We start from the raw sequence: 15,714 nt of genomic DNA, 5'->3' as shown, positions 1-15,714 counted from the left end.
CGGTGGGTTGAGTTTTTCAGAACACCGTTCTGCCTTACCGAACAGAGCCAGACTCTACGGCCGAAAAATGCGCCGGTCAACCCCTTGGATTCGACGTAACCCCGGCCTCACCCCCTAAGCTGTTCGGTCATGACGAACAGAGCGGATGCCGACCAGCCGAAGTACTGGGTCAAGAGCGTGGGGCGGGCGGCCGAGATCCTGGAGGCCCTGGCGAGCCCGCCGCCCGGCGACGGGCTGAGCGTCACGGAGATCGCCCAGCGGTGCGGCGTCTCGAAGAGCACCGCGTTCGGCACCCTGCAGACGCTGCGCGCCTTCGGCCTGGTCTCGGACGACGGCGAGGGCATGAGCCGGCGCTACCGGCTCGGCATGGGCCTGGCCCGGCTCGGCGACCGCGCCAGGTCCCAGGTCTCGCTGCGCCGGCTGGCCTACCCGGTGCTGCGCGACCTCAGCACCCGTACCGGCATGGCCTCCCGCGTGGCCGTGCCCGAGGGCGGCCTCGCCGTCGTCGTGGACCAGGTCGAGGTCGACCACCGCGTCCGGCTCGACCTGCGCATGGGCGAGCGCGAACTCCCCCACTGCACGGGACTCGGCAAGGCCCTGCTGTCGGCGATGCCCGAGGCGGAGGCGGCGGCCGTGATCGAGCGGCACGGCCTGCCGCGGCGCACCGGCAGGACGATCACCGACCCGGACACGTTCCTGGCCCATCTGCGCGACATCGCCCGCGTCGGCTACGCGCTGGACGACGAGGAGGACGCCGAGGGCATCATCTGCATCGGCGCGCCGGTACGGGACGACCGCGGCGCCTGCGCCGGGGCGGTCAGCATCACCGGCCTCAAGCTCGGCCTCCCGGCCTGGCGCTACCAGGAGTTGGGCGGCGAGGTGCGGGACGCGGCCCACCGGATCAGCCGCGAGCTGGGCTGGCCGGGCGAGGGCGCGGACGCGTCCGGCGCACCGGACGGCGCGGCGCCCCGGCCCGCCGTCCGCTAGCGCACCCGCGGGCCACCCGGCGGCCGGCCCGCGAAAATCGGCCCTTGACCGATCGGCGGGGGCAGCCGTACCTTTCCAGCCAACCGCCGCAGCCTCATGGTCACCGGCGCGACATGAACTGGACCCGTCCCCGGCGCCTGCCCTTCACGCCCGGGACCGGCCACCGGCCCCCCGCCGGCGGCCCGCGGTCCGCAAGGCCATCCGCCGTCACGGCAGTCACCGCAGGAACGCCTCTCACGATCCGGACCTTCTCGGAAGGCGAAGTCCGCCATGAGCGTTCCGCAGCACCCGAGCACCGCCCGCCGCAGCATGCTGCGCGTCACCGGTCTGGCCGGCCTGGCCGCCGCCGGTGCCGCCGCGGCCACCGCCGGCACCGCCCAGGCCGCCCCCGCGCGCGGCACCAGCGGCACCAACGGCCGCCGCCGGGGCGGTGTCGCGGACTTCCGCGACTACGGCCACTCCGGCCCCGGGCGTCCGGCCGACGACGCGCTGGACAAGATGCTCGCCGACAAGAGCATCCACCGCATCGAGGCCCACACCGACCTGCTCTTCACCCGCCGCCACACCACGGACCGCTCGGACGTCGAGCTGGACTTCGGCGGCAACCGGATGCTCACCGAGGGTATCGAGGAGAACGGCCACGACAACCCCTTCGGCGCGGTGCTGTTCTTCCGCGGCAAGGTCACGGACACCGTCCACGAACACAGGCTCGGCGCCGAACTGCCCGAGCTGTCCGACGTGTACGAGGTCGGCGACTCCGGCGCGTTCGGCGTCGGCCAGTGGTGGGCGGTCGAGTCGGACGCCGCCGGGGCCGGGAAGTACGAGAAGGAGATCCAGCGGCTGGTCCAGGTCACCGGGATCGTCGACGGTACGCACATCCGGGTCGGCTACCAGACCGGCTGGCCGCTGGCCGCCGGGCGCACGCTGACCTGGACCCGGGTCGAGCCCGTCGAGCGGGCGCACGTGCGCAACCTCGTCTTCGAGGGCGCCGGCGACGACCAGTACACCGGCTCGCACCCGGTGGCGTACGAGTACGCCGTCGGCTGCGACGTCTCCGGCATCGAGGCGACCGGCACCTTCTGGCCCGTGATCATGCGCCGCTGGTGCACCCGGTTCCGTACCGAGAACTGCAGCCTGGCCAACCCCAGATCGGTCACCTACGGCGGCGCGGGCTACCTCACCCAGCAGATCTACTGCCTCTACGGGCACGTCACGGACTGCCGCACCTCCAACGCCCGCCACCTCAACGACTTCACCGCCTCCGCCTACTGCTACGTCACCAACTGCCACGGCGACGGCGACGACCAGGGCCCGTTCGTCACCCACGGCCAGTTCGAGCACGACCTCGTCTACACCGGCAACTCGGGCCTGATGACGTTCGCCAACTCCGGTGCCGCCTGGGGCGGCGCGGCCAAGCGGATCACCGTCCGCCGGCACGTGTGCTCCTGGTTCGTCGCCCGCGTCAAGGTCACCGACCTGACGCTGGAGGACGTCACCGTCATCGGCAAGGAGTCACTGGACGGCTCGGGGATGCTGTGGGTGAACGCCGACGGCGTACAGATGCGCGGCTGTACGGCCAGCGGCCCGCTGATCGTCTCCCAGGCGTCCGACCGTTCCGCCCGGCCGAACGTCATCGCCGACTCCGCGTTCTCCTTCGCGCCCGGCGCCGAGATCACCGCCCCCGGGGTGAAGGCCGCGCTGACGCTGGAGCGCGTCGTGCTCGGCGGCGCCGAAGGCGCGGCGTTCCGCGGCACCGGGCCGCTGGTCCTCGACCACTGCCGGGTCACCGGCGCCCCGGGCGCGGAGCCCGTCTCGTACGCGCACGCCGACATCGCCGTCGAGGGCGGGGCGTTCACGGACACCGGGATCAGGCTGACCGGCGCGGGCGGGCAGCGGCTGCGCCTGGACGGCGCGCGGCTCTCGGGCACCAACAAGGCGGGCGCGCTGCTCTCCCGCGGCGGCGGGGACCGCACCGTCACCTGGCAGTTGACCGGCGTCGACGCCACCGCGGAAGACGGCACCGCGCACCTCGCGCTCGACGGCGGCGTCAACCGCTACCGGGCGCAGGGCTGCACCTTCACCGGCGGCCGGCTGGAGCTGGCGCCCGCCGCCTTCGCGGACGCCGGCTCGCACCTGCTGCACGCCGGCTGCGTCGAGGACGGCGTGACGCGGACGGCGCTGCCGGACGAGGGCGACCGCGTCGTCCACACCGCGGGCAACCTGCGGCTCTGACCTCTCCCCCGCACCCCCGCACCCCCGCACCCCGCACCCCCGACCGCCCGTACCCAGCACAGGAGTCGCCGTGTCCACGCATCCCCCGATCACCGCCAGGCCCGTCCGCGTCGCCGTCGCCGGCGCCGGGAACCGCGGGCGCACGTACGCCGACTGGGTGCGGGCGCACCCGGAGCGGGCCGAGCTGGTCGCGGTCGCCGACCCGAGCCCGGCCGCCCGGGCGGCGGTGGGCGCGCCGCGCGAGTTCGACGACTGGCGCGCGCTCGCCGCGGCCGGGGTGGAGGCCGACGCAGTCGTCGTCGCCACCCAGGACCGCGACCACGTCGACCCGGTACTCGCGTTCGCCGAGGCCGGCTACGCGGTCCTGGCCGAGAAGCCGCTCGCACCCACCGAGGAGGAGACCCGGCGCATCGTCGAGGGCGTCGAGCGGACGGGCGTGCTCTTCGCGGTCTGCCACGTCATGCGCTACATGCCGTACACCGACCTGGTAAAGGAGGTCGTCGACTCCGGCGTGCTCGGCGAGCTGGTCTCGCTGGACCATCTGGAGCCGGTCGGCTGGTGGCACTACGCGCACAGCTACGTGCGCGGCCCGTGGCGCAAGGAGGAGCTGTCCTCGCCGATGCTGCTTGCCAAGTCCTGCCACGACCTGGACTGGATCGCGTACGTCACCGGCGCCCGCATCGAGCAGGTCACCGGCTTCGGCGGGCTCAAGCACTTCCGCCCCGAGAACGCCCCGGCCGGTGCCGGGGAGCGCTGCACGGACTGCGCCGTCGAGGCGGACTGCCCGTACAGCGCGCCGAAGCTCTACCTGCCGGTGCTGCGCGAGAAGGGCGCGGTCTGGCCGGTCACCCACGTCACCGGCGCGACCGACGAAGCCGGGCTGATCGAGGCGCTGCGCACCGGCCCGTACGGGGTGTGCGCCTACCGCGCGGACAACGACGTCGTCGACCACCAGGTCCTCGCGATGCTGCTGTCCGGCGGGGTCGCCGCCACCTTCCAGATGGTCGCCTTCACCGAGCAGACGCACCGCCAGACCCGCGTCTTCGGCTCCCACGGCTGGCTGCGCGGCGACGGCGAGAGCGTCACCGTGCAGGACTTCCGCACCGGCGAGACCACCGTGCGCACCGTCGGCGCCGCCGGCTCCAACGCGGCCGAGGGCCACGGCGGCGGCGACGCCGGGCTGATGGACGCCTTCGTACGGGCCGTCGCCACCGGCGATTCCGGCGTGCTGCGCTCCGGCCCCGCCGCGTCGCTCGGCAGCCACCTCGCCGCGTTCGCCGCGGAGCGCGCCCGGCACACCGGCACCGTCCAGGCGGTGCCGGCCCGCTGACATCCGCACCGCCCCCACGACCCTTTTATCCCGCCCCATCCCCTTAAGGAAGTGCCATGACCCTGATCCACTACCGGCGTTCACGGACCAGAGCCGTCGCCGTACCGCTGCTCGCCACCGCGCTGGCCGGCGTCGCGCTCGCCGGCTGCGGCGGCAGCGACGGCGCGGGCGGCGGGAAGGGCTCCGTCACCATGTGGACGTACCCCGTGATCTTCGACGAGGCGGAGAACAAGGCGTACTGGGACGGCATGGTCGAGAAGTTCGAGAAGGAGAACAAGGACATCTCGGTCAAGGTGGAGACCTACCCGTGGGCCGACCGCGACACCGCGCTCGGCACCGCCATCGCCTCCGGCAAGGGGCCGGACGTGGTCTACCTGGTGCCGGACCAGTTGCCGAAGTACGCGCCGAACATCGTGCCGGCCGCCGACTACATGCCGGCCGACGCCCAGTCCGACTACACCGACTTCGCGCGGAAGTCCGTGACCGTGGGCGAGGACGTGCTCGGCACCCCGGTCCTCACCAGCGCCAACCCGCTGATATGCGACAAGCGCGTCTTCGATGCGGTCGGCGAGGACTCCTACCCGGAGACCTGGGAGGACCTGAAGGCGCTCGGGCCGAAGATGAAGGACGAGGGCTACTACGCCCTCAGCTACACCGGTGACACCGCGCAGACGCTGAACATGACATTCTACCCGCTGCTCTGGCAGGCCGGCGGCGAGGTGTTCGCCGAGGACGGCGAGTCCGTGGCGTTCGACGACGCGGCGGGCGTCGAGGCGCTGACGTACCTGACGGAGTTCGTCGAGGAGGGCTGGACGCCCAAGGACCTCATCACCACCACGCCGAACCTGGAGCAGACCCCGGTCGCCAAGGGCAAGGTCGCCTGTACGTGGACCAACGTCACGGCCGACGTCGAGCCGTTCTGGGGCCGCGAGAACATCGTCGTCCAGCCGCCGCTGACCGGCGAGGAGTCGGTGGGCTACGGCACGGTCGGCGCGCTGTCGATGCTGAAGGGCGCCGACACCGAGGCCGCCGGCAAGTGGATCAACTTCGTCGCCCGGCCGGAGAACGCCGCGGACCTGGAGAAGGGCGCCGGCTACTTCCCGGCCCGTACCTCGGCCGACGACCTCTACCCGGACGACGAGCTGCAGCAGGCCGTCGCCGACACGCTGCCCGCGATGAACGCGGGTCCGTTGGAGGAGAAGGCGCGCGAGGTGATGGGCGTGCTCGCGCCCGAGCTGCAGGCCGCGCTGCTGGGCAAGAAGAGCCCCGAGGACGCGCTGAAGACGGCGGCCGAGGCGGCCGACGCCCAGATCGCCCGCTGACCCCGCGGGGCCGCGGCCCCCTCCCCTCCCGTAGCCCGCGCGGCCCGGACCACCGACTGCTCCGGGCCGGCCGCGGGCCCCACGGACCGCGCGCCCGGCCGGCGGCGCCGAACCCCTGCCGCCGGCCGGGCCGCGCATCCACCCGCACCACCCCCGTACCGCAAGGAGACCCACCGTGGCAGTCGTCGCGGAACCCACCCGGAACAGGCGAAGGCGCCGCAGCGGGCCGCACGCGCGCCGGGAGGCCCGGATCGGCCTGCTGTTCGTCCTGCCCTGCTTCCTGCTCTTCCTCGCCTTCCGGTTCGGCCCCGCGGTCGCCGGGGTGCTGATGAGCTTCACCGACTACACCCTCACCGGGGGCGGCAGCTTCATCGGCGCCGACAACTTCACCCGGCTGAAGGACGACCCGCTGTTCTGGGACGCGCTGAAGGTCACGGTGCTCTACACGGTGCTTGCCGTGCCCGGCACCATCGCGGTCTCGGTGGGGCTCGCGCTGCTGACCCGGCGGGCGTTCCGCGGCTCGAAGGTCTTCCGCTCGGTGTTCTTCCTGCCGGTCGTCACCTCGCTGGTGCTGGCGGCCACCGTGTTCGTGTGGATCTTCTCCACCGGCGGCCCCTGGTCGACGGCGATGGGCTGGATCGGGCTGCCGGAGGAGTCGTGGCTCTCCCACGACACGCTGGTGGTGCCCGCGCTGGCGCTGGTGGGCGTCTGGTCGCGGTTCGGCTACGGGATGCTCATCCTGCTGGCCCGGATGCAGGACATCCCGCGCGAGCTGGAGGAGGCCGCGCTCACCGACGGGGCCGGCCCCTGGCAGCGGTTCCGGCACATCGTGCTGCCGCAGTTGCGGCCGGCGCTGTTCTTCCTCGCGGTGATCGAGACGACGGCCTCGTTCCAGGTCTTCGACGCGGTCTACACGATGACCGGCGGCGGCCCCGCCAACTCCAGCTACACGCTGGTCTTCCAGCTCTACGACGCCGGCTTCAAGTACTTCGACCTGGGCTACGCGGCGGCGATCGGCGTGGCGCTCTTCGCGCTGACGCTGGTGGTCGCGCTGATCCAGCGGCTGACGATCGGGAAGGACGACTGACCATGACCTCGGCCCCCGCGAAGACCCCGCACCGAGAGATACCGGCAGGACCGCCCTCGGCGCCCGGGCCCGGCAAGGGCCGCGCGCCGGGACGCGCCGCCCGGCGCGCCGAGCGCCGGCTGCGCCGCGCCGCGAACCGCGACTCCGTACCGCACGCGATGCGCGGCAGCACCGGCGGCCGGATCGCCCGCGGCCTGCTGCTGGCCCTGGCCGCCGTCGTCACCGTCTTCCCCTTCTACGCCATGGTGGTGCTGTCGCTGAAGCCCGCCGCGGCGGTGGAGTTCCCCGGCAGCCTGGTGCCGTGGCCGCTGGGCGGCGAGGCGTACGAGAGCGTCATGAACTCCCAGGACGTGCCGCGCTGGCTCTTCAACACGCTGCTGTACTCGCTGGTGTCGGTGGCGGGCGTGCTGCTGCTGTCGTCGCTGGCGGGCTACGCCTTCGCCAAGAAGCGCTTCCCCGGCCGCGAGGCGATGTTCTGGTCGTTCCTGTCGATGGTGATGGTCCCGTACCACGTCACGATGATCCCGACGTTCGCGATGATCGCGAAGCTCGGCGGCGTGGACACCTACTGGGGCCTGATCGTGCCGACGCTCGCCAACGCCCAGGCGGTCTTCCTCATGCGGCAGTTCATCCAGGGGCTGCCGGACGAGCTGTTCGAGGCGGCGCGCCTGGACGGCTGCAGCGAGCTGCAGATCTTCGGCCGCATCGTGCTGCCGCTGCTCAAGCCCATCCTGGCCACGCTCGGCGTCTTCGTCTTCCTGTGGCACTGGAACGACTTCCTGTGGCCGCTGGTCATCGGGCAGTCCACGGACATGCGCACGCTCACCGTCGGCATCGCGTCCCTGCAGCAGCAGAACGTGCCGCTGAACGTCGTGCTGTCCGGCTCCGTCATCGCGTTCGTGCCCATCTTCGCCGCGTATCTGGTGGGCCAGCGCTACTTCACCGAGGGCGTCACGGCGTCCGGGATCAAGGGGTGAGAACCGATCGTGTTCGCTGACGAGAAGGCGCTCGTGGAGCGCCTGGCCACCCCCTCGCCGGGGCTGACCGAGGACATGGCCCGGCTGGAGGGCGACCTGCTGGTGCTCGGCGCCGGCGGCAAGATGGGCCCGAGCCTGTGCCGGCTGGCGCGGCGGGCGCTGGATGCCGCGGGACGTACGGACGTGGCGGTGCACGCGGTGTCCCGCTGGTCGGACCCGGCCGCGGCCGAGCGGCTCCAGGCCGCGGGCGTATGCACCGTGGCCGCGGACCTGATGGACCCGGACGCCGATCTGGCCGCGCTGCCGGACGCGGGGAACGTCGTGTTCATGGTCGGTGCCAAGTTCGGCTCCGCCGGGGCGCCTTCGCACGCCTGGGCGGTGAACGCGGGGCTGCCGGAGCGGATCGCCCGCCGCTGGGCGGACGCCCGGGTCGCGGCGTTCTCCACGGGCAACGTCTATCCGCTGGTGTCCGTGGGCACCGGCGGCTCGGCCGAGTCGGACCCGGTGGGTCCTGTGGGCGAGTACGCCATGTCGTGCCTGGGCCGCGAACGGCTCTTCGCGCACGCGGCGCTCACCCGCGGCACGAAGGTCGCGCTGCTGCGCCTCAACTACGCGGTGGACCTGCGCTACGGCGTCCTCGCCGACGTCGCCCAGCGGGTGCACGCCGGCGCGCCCGTGGACGTCACCACCGGGCACGTCAACGTCGTCTGGCAGGGGTACGCCAACGAAGTCGCCCTGCGCGCACTGCTGCACGCCCGCGACGGGGAGCCGTTCACCCTCAACGTCACCGGGCCCGAGACCGCCGCCGTGCGCCGGCTGGCGCACCGGTTCGGCGACGAGTTCGGCACCGAGCCGGTCTTCGAGGGAACCGAGGCCCCCACGGCCCTCCTCTCCGACGCCGCGGCCTGCCACGCTCTCTTCGGCTACCCGGACGTGCCGCTCGGCACCCTCGTCGGCTGGCAGGCCGACTGGCTGCGCCGCGGGCTCCCGCTGTCCGGCAAGCCCACCAAGTTCCAGGTACGCGACGGAAGGTTCTGAGCCGCCCCATGCCCACCGACCGCCCCACCCCGCTGGACGTCCTCGCCGACGGCGCCGTCATCCCCGCCCACCCGCTCGCCCTGACCGAGGACCGGCGCCTGGACGAGCGCCGCCAGCGCGCCCTGACCCGCTACTACCTCGACGCCGGCGCCGGCGGCATCGCCGTCGCCGTGCACACCACCCAGTTCGCGATCCGCGAGCCGCAGGTCGGCCTGCTGCGACCGGTGCTCGAACTCGCCGCGGAGACCGCGGCGGAGAGCGCCGCCGCCTCGGGCCGGCCGGCGGTGAAGATCGCCGGTGCCTGCGGCTACACCGCGCAGGCCGTCGCCGAGGCGGAGCTGGCCGCCTCCCTCGGCTACGACGCCGTGCTGCTCAGCCCTGCCGTACCGGGCGCCAACGAGGACGGGCTGCTGGAACGGGCCCGCGCCGTGGGCGAGGTGCTGCCGGTCATCGGCTTCTATCTGCAGGAGGCGGTCGGCGGGCGGTACTTGTCCCCGGCGTTCTGGGCGGCGCTCGCCGACCAGCCCTCGACGGCGGCCATCAAGATCGCGCCGTTCGACCGCTACCGCACGGCGGACGTGGTGCGCGCGGTCGCCGGCGCCGACCGCGGTCCGGAGGTCGCCCTCTACACCGGCAACGACGACGACATCGTCGGCGACCTCCTCACCCCGTACGACACGGCCGGGGGCCAGTGCTGGTTCGCCGGCGGGCTCCTCGGGCAGTGGGCGGTGTGGACCCGGCCGGCGGCCGGGCTGCTGGCCGACGTGCGCCGGGCCCGCGCGGGCGACCACGGGGCGCTGCTGCGCTGCCTGGCGCGCCGGCCGCAGCTCACCGACGCCAACAGCGCGGTCTTCGACGTACGGGGCGGGTTCCGCGGCTGCATCGCCGGGGTGCACGAGGTGCTGCGGCGGCAGGGGCTGCTCGCGGGCACCTGGTGCCTCGACCCCGGCGAGGTGCTTTCGCCGGGGCAGGCCGACGAGCTGACCCGGGTGGCGGCCGCATACCCGTGGCTGACCGACGACGACTTCGTGAAGGAGCACCTGGATGCCTGGCTCCGCTGACCGCGGCGCCGCCCGGGACCGGGTGGTGGTGTGCGTACCCCCGGAGCTGCGCGCGCAGTTCTTCACCGGCGCGGTGTGGCGGCGGCTCGCGGACGCCGCGGAGCTGACGGTGCTCGACGAGCACCGCGACCGGGCGGCGCTGGCCGCCGCCCTGCCCGGGGCCCGGGCGCTGGTCACCGCGTGGGGCGCGCCGCGGTTGGACGCGGAGCTGCTCGCGGTGGCCGACCGCCTCGAACTCCTCGCGCACACCGGCTCCGCCGTCGCCCCGTACGTCACGGAGGACGCCTTCGTCCGCGGCGTACGGGTCACGCAGGCCGGCGACGCGATGGCGCGGCCGGTCGCCGAGGTCGCGCTCGCGTTCACCCTCGCGCTGCTGCACCGGATCCACCGCTTCGACCACGCCATGCGCCGCGGCGCGGACTGGGAGAGCGCCGCGCAGGCGCCGCCGCGGCACGAGCTGGGCGCGAGCGGGGTGGGCGTCATCGGCGCCTCCCGCACCGGCCGCGCGTACATCGAGCTGGTCCGCGCCTTCGGCGCGCGGGTGTCGGTGACCGACCCGTTCCTGTCCGAGGCGGACGCGGCGGAGCTGGGCGTACGCATCCTGCCGCTGGACGAGCTGCTGCGCACCAGCCGCGTCGTGGCGGTGCACGCCCCGGCCACCGAGGCCACCCGGCGGCTGCTGGGCGCGCCGCAGTTGGCGCTGCTGCCGGACGGTGCAGGTCTGGTGAACACCGCGCGCTCGTGGCTCGTGGACGAGGACGCGCTGCTCGCGGAGGTGCGCGGCGGCCGTATCGACGCGGCCCTCGACGTCTTCGACACCGAGCCGCTGCCCGCCGGGCACCCGTTCCGGCAGTTGCCGAACGTGCTGCTGACCCCGCACCAGGCGGCGGGCACGGCGGAGTGCCGGGAGCGGCTGGGCGAGTCCGCGGTCACCGAGGTGCTGCGGCTGCTGGCGGGCGAGGAGCCGCTGCACCCGGTGGACGCCACGGCGCTGACCCGTCTCTTCTGACCCGTCTCTTCTGACCGGCCCCTTCTGACCGGCCGCTGCGGCGCCGTAATCGGTTGGCCGCGCTCCGCCCGCCGGTGGCAGGATCCGGCCATGGAACCGCAGGTGACACCCGCGGAGCCGGACCTCCCCTGGCTCGGCCCGCCCATCGACGCCCGGCCGCTGTTCGCCCCCGAGCAGCGCGCGCTCATGTCGACGCTGCGCGCACTGCGGCCGGACGACTGGCGGCGCGCGGCGGTGCCCGGCTGGACGGTGCACGACGTGGCCGCGCACCTGCTCGGTGACTTCTACGGCCGCCTCGCCCGCGAGCGCGACGGGCACACGGGCGGCCCGGTGCCCGCGCCCGGCGAGCCGCTGGCGGCGTTCATCCACCGCATCAACCAGGAGTGGGTCGACGCCCACGCCCGGGTCAGCCCCGCGTCGCTGACCGCCGCGCTCGACGCGGCCGGCGCCGGCATCGCCGCCCACTTCGCGGGCGACGCGCTGCGCGGCCCGTCGCTGGGCGTGTCGTGGGCGGGCGCCGAGCCGGCGCCGCGCTGGCTGGACGTGGCGCGGGACTTCACCGAGTTCTGGACCCACCGGCAGCAGATCCGGCACGCCGCGGGACTGCCCACCGACCCGGAGGCCGGCCCGCTGGCCGCGGTGCTCGACACCTTCATGCGGGCCCTGCCGCACACCCTGCGCGACACCGCCGCGCCGCCCGGGACCCGGGTTGTGATGTCCGTGCCGGGACCGGCCGGCGGCGCCTGGACGGCGACGGCCACTCGGCCCGCTCCGGCCGGCGGCACCCGCTGGTCGCTGGCCGCCCCGCCCGGGGACGGCGAGCCGGACGCGCTGGTACGGCTGGACGCGGAGACCGCCTGGCGGCTGTGCGTACGGGGCGTGGAGCCGACGGCGGCCCTCGCCCGCGCCGAGGTCGCCGGTGACCGGGCCCTCGCGGAGGCCGCCTGCCGCATCGTGTCGATCATCCGCTGACCGACGGCGCACGGGACATCACGCCAGGTCCGGACAAATGCCACCGGCGCCCATTTTCTCATCGAATGTTCATCTGATTCCCTGTCGTTTCCGCACCCGGGTCCCCTAGCCTCCGGCAGCGTGTCGAGAAACCTCCCCTCGCTGCGCTCCGCGGCGGTCGCCGCGGGCACGCTCGCCGTGATCGCCGCGACCGCGTCGTCCTCCGCTCCCCTCGTGGCGGACACCGCGGAGGCAGCGGGTGCGCCCCGCACGCGCTACGTCCAGTACGCACCGGCGGCCGGGAAGGCACCGGCTCCGGCGCCCTCCGCGGACAAGGCCGTGACGAAGGCGCTGAAGGCGCTGCCGAAGCCGGCCGGGGCGTACGACCTCGCCGTGGCGGACCTCGACTCGGGCGCCCAGGCCACGTACGCCTCGGGCAAGGACTCGTTCGACACCGCGAGCATCGTCAAGGTCGACATCCTCGCCGCCCTGCTGCTCCAGGCCCAGGACGACGGCGGCACGCTGACCGGCGCGCAGAAGAAGCTGGCCGCGGAGATGATACGCAGCAGCGACAACGACGCCACCGACGCGCTCTGGTCGGACATCGGCGGCGGCTCCGGCCTCGCGGACGCCAACCGCCGCCTCGGCCTGACCGAGACCGCGCCCGGCGACGGCCGCACCTGGGGGCTGACGCAGACCACCGCGTCCGACCAGCTGGCGCTCCTCGAAGCGGTGTACGGCGACGGCCGCTCGCCGCTGAACGGCGACTCCCGCCACTACGTCGAGAAACTGATGACCTCGGTGGTCGAGGACCAGCGCTGGGGCGTGTCCGCGGCGGCGGACGACGCCGGGGCAGCGGCGCTGAAGAACGGCTGGCTGCCGCGCTCGGCGACCGGGCTGTGGGACATCAACAGCATCGGCCGCGTCGAGCACCGCGGCCACACCCTGCTCGTCGCCGTCCTCTCCGACGGGCACGACTCCCACAAGGCGGGGGTCGACGCCGTGGAGACCTACACGACGACGGCGGCGAACGCGCTGCGTGACTGACCGGGCGCCGGACGCGTCCTCGGATCCACCCCGCCGGGCCCGGTGCGGCCCGTATGCCCGACTTGCCGGGGGACGTGCACCTGTGCTTGCGGATGAAAGTGCATCTGTACTTGCATCCGGAGGTCTATATCACTCACCATTGAACAACCAGCACGTTCCAAGGCGACAGCATCGATCGGGGAATCGGCATGGCGGCAGCTTTCGGGGAGCGGGCCGAGGCGTCGGCGTTCGCTGCCTGCGCCCTCGATGCCCATCCGCGGTCGATAGCCGAAGCCCGGCGCACGGTCCGCGCGACGCTGCGTGACTGGGATCTCGCCGAGCTGGCCGACAGCGTCGAGTGCGTCGTCTCCGAGCTGGTGACCAACGCCGTACGCCACGGCGTGCCCGGCTGCCCCCCGCTGCCCGTCGCCGAGCCGCAGCCGGTGACCCTCACCCTCGTCCGCCGCGGCGGCGAGGTCGTCTGCGCGGTCTTCGACCCTGGCGAGGGCGTGCCGGCGCCCTGCGAGGCCGACGAGGTCGCCGAGTCCGGCCGGGGGCTGCAGATAGTGGCGACGCTCAGCGACGCGTGGGGCTGGAGTGCCCCGGGGCCGTTCGGCAAGGCCGTGTGGTCCCGGTTCACCGCGCCCGCCGGGACCGGCGGCCCGGCGGACGTGGGCGCCGGCGGGGACTGCGACCGGGATCGCGAGTGGCAGTCCTTCGCCCGCTGCCTGGCACTGCTGGAGTCGCTCGTGCCCGGGCGTGCCGACCCCGCCCCGGCCGTCGCCTGACCGCCTCCGGTACGAAGCAGCCGCGCCCCACGGAACCTCCCGGCGGGTCCGCGCGTTCCCCCGCAGTGGCGCCCGGCCACCGGGACGAGGAGGCGACCATGGCGGAACTGCGGCTCGGGCCGCTGCTGCGGTACGCCGACGACACCCGCGCCACCGTCTGGGTGGAGACCGGCGGCCCGTGCGAGGCCCAGGTCCGCTGCGGGGACGGCGCCGGCGGCAGCGCCCGCACCTGGCAGGTCGGCGGCCACCACTACGCGCTGATCACCGTGACAGGGCTGACGCCGGGTGCCCCCACCCCGTACCGCGTGCTCCTCGACGGCCGCGAGGTCTGGCCGCTGCCCGGCGCCCCCGCGAGCACCATCCGCACCCCGCGCCCCGGCGCCGCGCTGCGCGTGGCGTTCGGCTCCTGCCGCTGGGCCGCCAAGCCCGGCGGCGGCCACGACCCCGTCGGGCCCGACGCCCTCGACACCCTCTCGCGCCGGCTCGACACGGATCCGGACGCCGAGCGCCCCGACATCCTGCTCCTCCTCGGCGACCAGGTGTACGCGGACGAGACCTCCGCCGCCACCCGCGAGTACCTCGCCGGGCGCCGCGACCTCGACGTGCCGCCGGGCGACCAGATCGCGGACTACGAGGAGTACACCCACCTCTACGACGAGTCCTGGCTCGACCCCGAGGTGCGCCGGCTGCTGGCCTCCGTGCCCTCCTGCATGATCTTCGACGACCACGACGTGATCGACGACTGGAACACCTCCGCCTCCTGGCTGGAGGCGATCCGCGCCGAGCCCTGGTGGCGCGAGCGGATCCTCGGCGGGCTGATGTCGTACTGGGTCTACCAGCACCTCGGCAACCTCTCCCCCGACGAGCTGGCGGCCGACCCGCTCTACGCGGCCGTGCGCGAGGCCGGCGACGGCACGGAGCTGCTGCGGGAGTTCGCCGAGCGCGCCGACGCGGACCCGGCCGCCGTGCGCTGGAGCTACCGCCGTGACCTCGGGCGCACCCGGCTGCTGATGGTCGACTCGCGCGCCGCGCGGGTGCTGGAGGAGAAGAGCCGCGCGCTGGTCGACCCGGACGAGATGGACTGGGTGCGCCGGCAGGCGCTGGCCGACCCGGGCGCGTACGACCACCTCCTGATCGGAACGTCGCTGCCGTGGCTGCTGCCGCCCGCGGTGCACAACGCCGAGGGGTGGAACGCGGCGCTGTGCGCCGGTGAGCGGGGCGCGCGCTGGGCGCGGCTGGGCGAGAAGCTGCGGCGGCGTGCAGACCTGGAGCACTGGGCGGCGTTCCCGCGGTCCTTCGCCGAACTGGCGGACCTCATCGCCGAGGTCGGCCGCGCCGACCGGGCGCCGGCCTCGGTGCTGGTGCTCTCCGGCGACGTCCACCACGCCTACGTGGCCGAGCCGCGGTGGCCGGAGGCGGCCGGTCCCGGGGGCCCGCGGCCGGTGGTCGCGCAGCTCACCTGCTCGCCGATGCACAACAGCGTCCCCGCCCCCATCAGGGCCGGCTTCCGCTTCGGCTGGAGCCGTGCGGGGCGGCTCCTCGGCCGGGTCCTCGCCCGGCACGGCCGGCTCGCCGCGCCGCCGATCGAGTGGCGCAAGACCGGCGGCCCGTGGTTCGGCAACCAGTTGATGACCCTCACCCTCGGCGGCCGCGACACCGCCCGGCTGCGGCTGGAGCAGGCCCGCGAGGAGGGCGGCGGCACCCGGCTCGTGCGGGCGGACGAGCGGGAACTGCTGTAACTGCCCCTGTACGGGCGGCCGCAGGCCCGTTCCGGCGGATTCGCCTGCCGGCCTGCGCATCGGCCTGCGCGAGGCGTTCCCAGCCCGGGTGAACTTCGCTATCTTTCGGGGCCCGTAATCCAACTGTGCACGTCTACCGCATCCTTGTCGCCGAAAAATGGAACAAA

Annotated in this window: 13 protein-coding genes; all 13 read left to right on the top strand. The window is 74.1% G+C overall.

Translation table 11 applies throughout. The annotated features are described in order from the left end of the window. Positions 1 to 129 precede the first annotated feature (129 nt). The 13 genes from OG946_RS35505 to OG946_RS35445 all read left to right on the top strand — a co-directional run bounded on the left by OG946_RS35505 (position 130) and on the right by OG946_RS35445 (position 15,547). Positions 130 to 987, top strand: a complete 858-nt coding sequence (locus OG946_RS35505) for an IclR family transcriptional regulator (RefSeq protein WP_326800039.1) — start codon at positions 130 to 132, stop codon at positions 985 to 987. Positions 988 to 1,296: 309 nt separating this feature from the next. Further along, positions 1,297 to 3,219, top strand: coding sequence for a peptidase C14 (locus OG946_RS35500; protein WP_326800468.1), 1,923 nt, complete (start codon positions 1,297 to 1,299; stop codon positions 3,217 to 3,219). Positions 3,220 to 3,289: 70 nt separating this feature from the next. Continuing rightward, the gene (locus OG946_RS35495) at positions 3,290 to 4,549 is read left to right on the top strand and encodes a Gfo/Idh/MocA family protein (RefSeq protein ID WP_326800038.1); all 1,260 of its coding nucleotides are present in this window, start codon (positions 3,290 to 3,292) and stop codon (positions 4,547 to 4,549) included. A 56-nt stretch (positions 4,550 to 4,605) separates the two neighbouring features. Next, complete coding sequence (locus OG946_RS35490; RefSeq protein WP_326800037.1) at positions 4,606 to 5,871, top strand: extracellular solute-binding protein; 1,266 nt, start codon at positions 4,606 to 4,608, stop codon at positions 5,869 to 5,871. Positions 5,872 to 6,046: 175 nt separating this feature from the next. Beyond that, positions 6,047 to 6,958 (top strand): carbohydrate ABC transporter permease, encoded by a 912-nt coding sequence (locus tag OG946_RS35485; protein WP_326800036.1) that lies wholly within the window; start codon positions 6,047 to 6,049, stop codon positions 6,956 to 6,958. A gap of 2 nt (positions 6,959 to 6,960) precedes the next feature. Continuing rightward, entirely contained in the window at positions 6,961 to 7,935 is a 975-nt protein-coding gene (locus tag OG946_RS35480; RefSeq protein WP_326800035.1) for a carbohydrate ABC transporter permease, read from the top strand. Positions 7,936 to 7,944: 9 nt separating this feature from the next. Continuing rightward, positions 7,945 to 8,973 (top strand): NAD-dependent epimerase/dehydratase family protein, encoded by a 1,029-nt coding sequence (locus OG946_RS35475; protein WP_326800034.1) that lies wholly within the window; start codon positions 7,945 to 7,947, stop codon positions 8,971 to 8,973. Positions 8,974 to 8,981: 8 nt separating this feature from the next. Continuing rightward, a complete protein-coding gene (locus tag OG946_RS35470) occupies positions 8,982 to 10,034 on the top strand; it encodes a dihydrodipicolinate synthase family protein (protein ID WP_326800033.1) in 1,053 nt (350 codons plus the stop codon). Then, positions 10,018 to 11,043: a hydroxyacid dehydrogenase gene (locus tag OG946_RS35465; RefSeq protein ID WP_326800032.1), complete on the top strand. Its 1,026-nt coding sequence runs from the start codon at positions 10,018 to 10,020 to the stop codon at positions 11,041 to 11,043. The genes OG946_RS35470 and OG946_RS35465 overlap by 17 nt, the downstream gene beginning before the upstream one ends. Before the next feature lie 90 nt (positions 11,044 to 11,133). Beyond that, a complete protein-coding gene (locus OG946_RS35460) occupies positions 11,134 to 12,015 on the top strand; it encodes a maleylpyruvate isomerase family mycothiol-dependent enzyme (protein WP_326800031.1) in 882 nt (293 codons plus the stop codon). A gap of 120 nt (positions 12,016 to 12,135) precedes the next feature. Further along, positions 12,136 to 13,041: a serine hydrolase gene (locus OG946_RS35455; protein ID WP_326800030.1), complete on the top strand. Its 906-nt coding sequence runs from the start codon at positions 12,136 to 12,138 to the stop codon at positions 13,039 to 13,041. Between the two features lie 188 nt (positions 13,042 to 13,229). Beyond that, complete coding sequence (locus OG946_RS35450; protein ID WP_326800029.1) at positions 13,230 to 13,808, top strand: ATP-binding protein; 579 nt, start codon at positions 13,230 to 13,232, stop codon at positions 13,806 to 13,808. Between the two features lie 98 nt (positions 13,809 to 13,906). Then, complete coding sequence (locus OG946_RS35445) at positions 13,907 to 15,547, top strand: alkaline phosphatase D family protein (protein WP_326800028.1); 1,641 nt, start codon at positions 13,907 to 13,909, stop codon at positions 15,545 to 15,547. Positions 15,548 to 15,714 lie beyond the last annotated feature (167 nt).

The sequence above is a fragment of the Streptomyces sp. NBC_01808 genome, assembly GCF_035917395.1.
Classification (GTDB): domain Bacteria; phylum Actinomycetota; class Actinomycetes; order Streptomycetales; family Streptomycetaceae; genus Streptomyces.
This window is presented reverse-complemented; position numbering and strand designations above follow the sequence as displayed.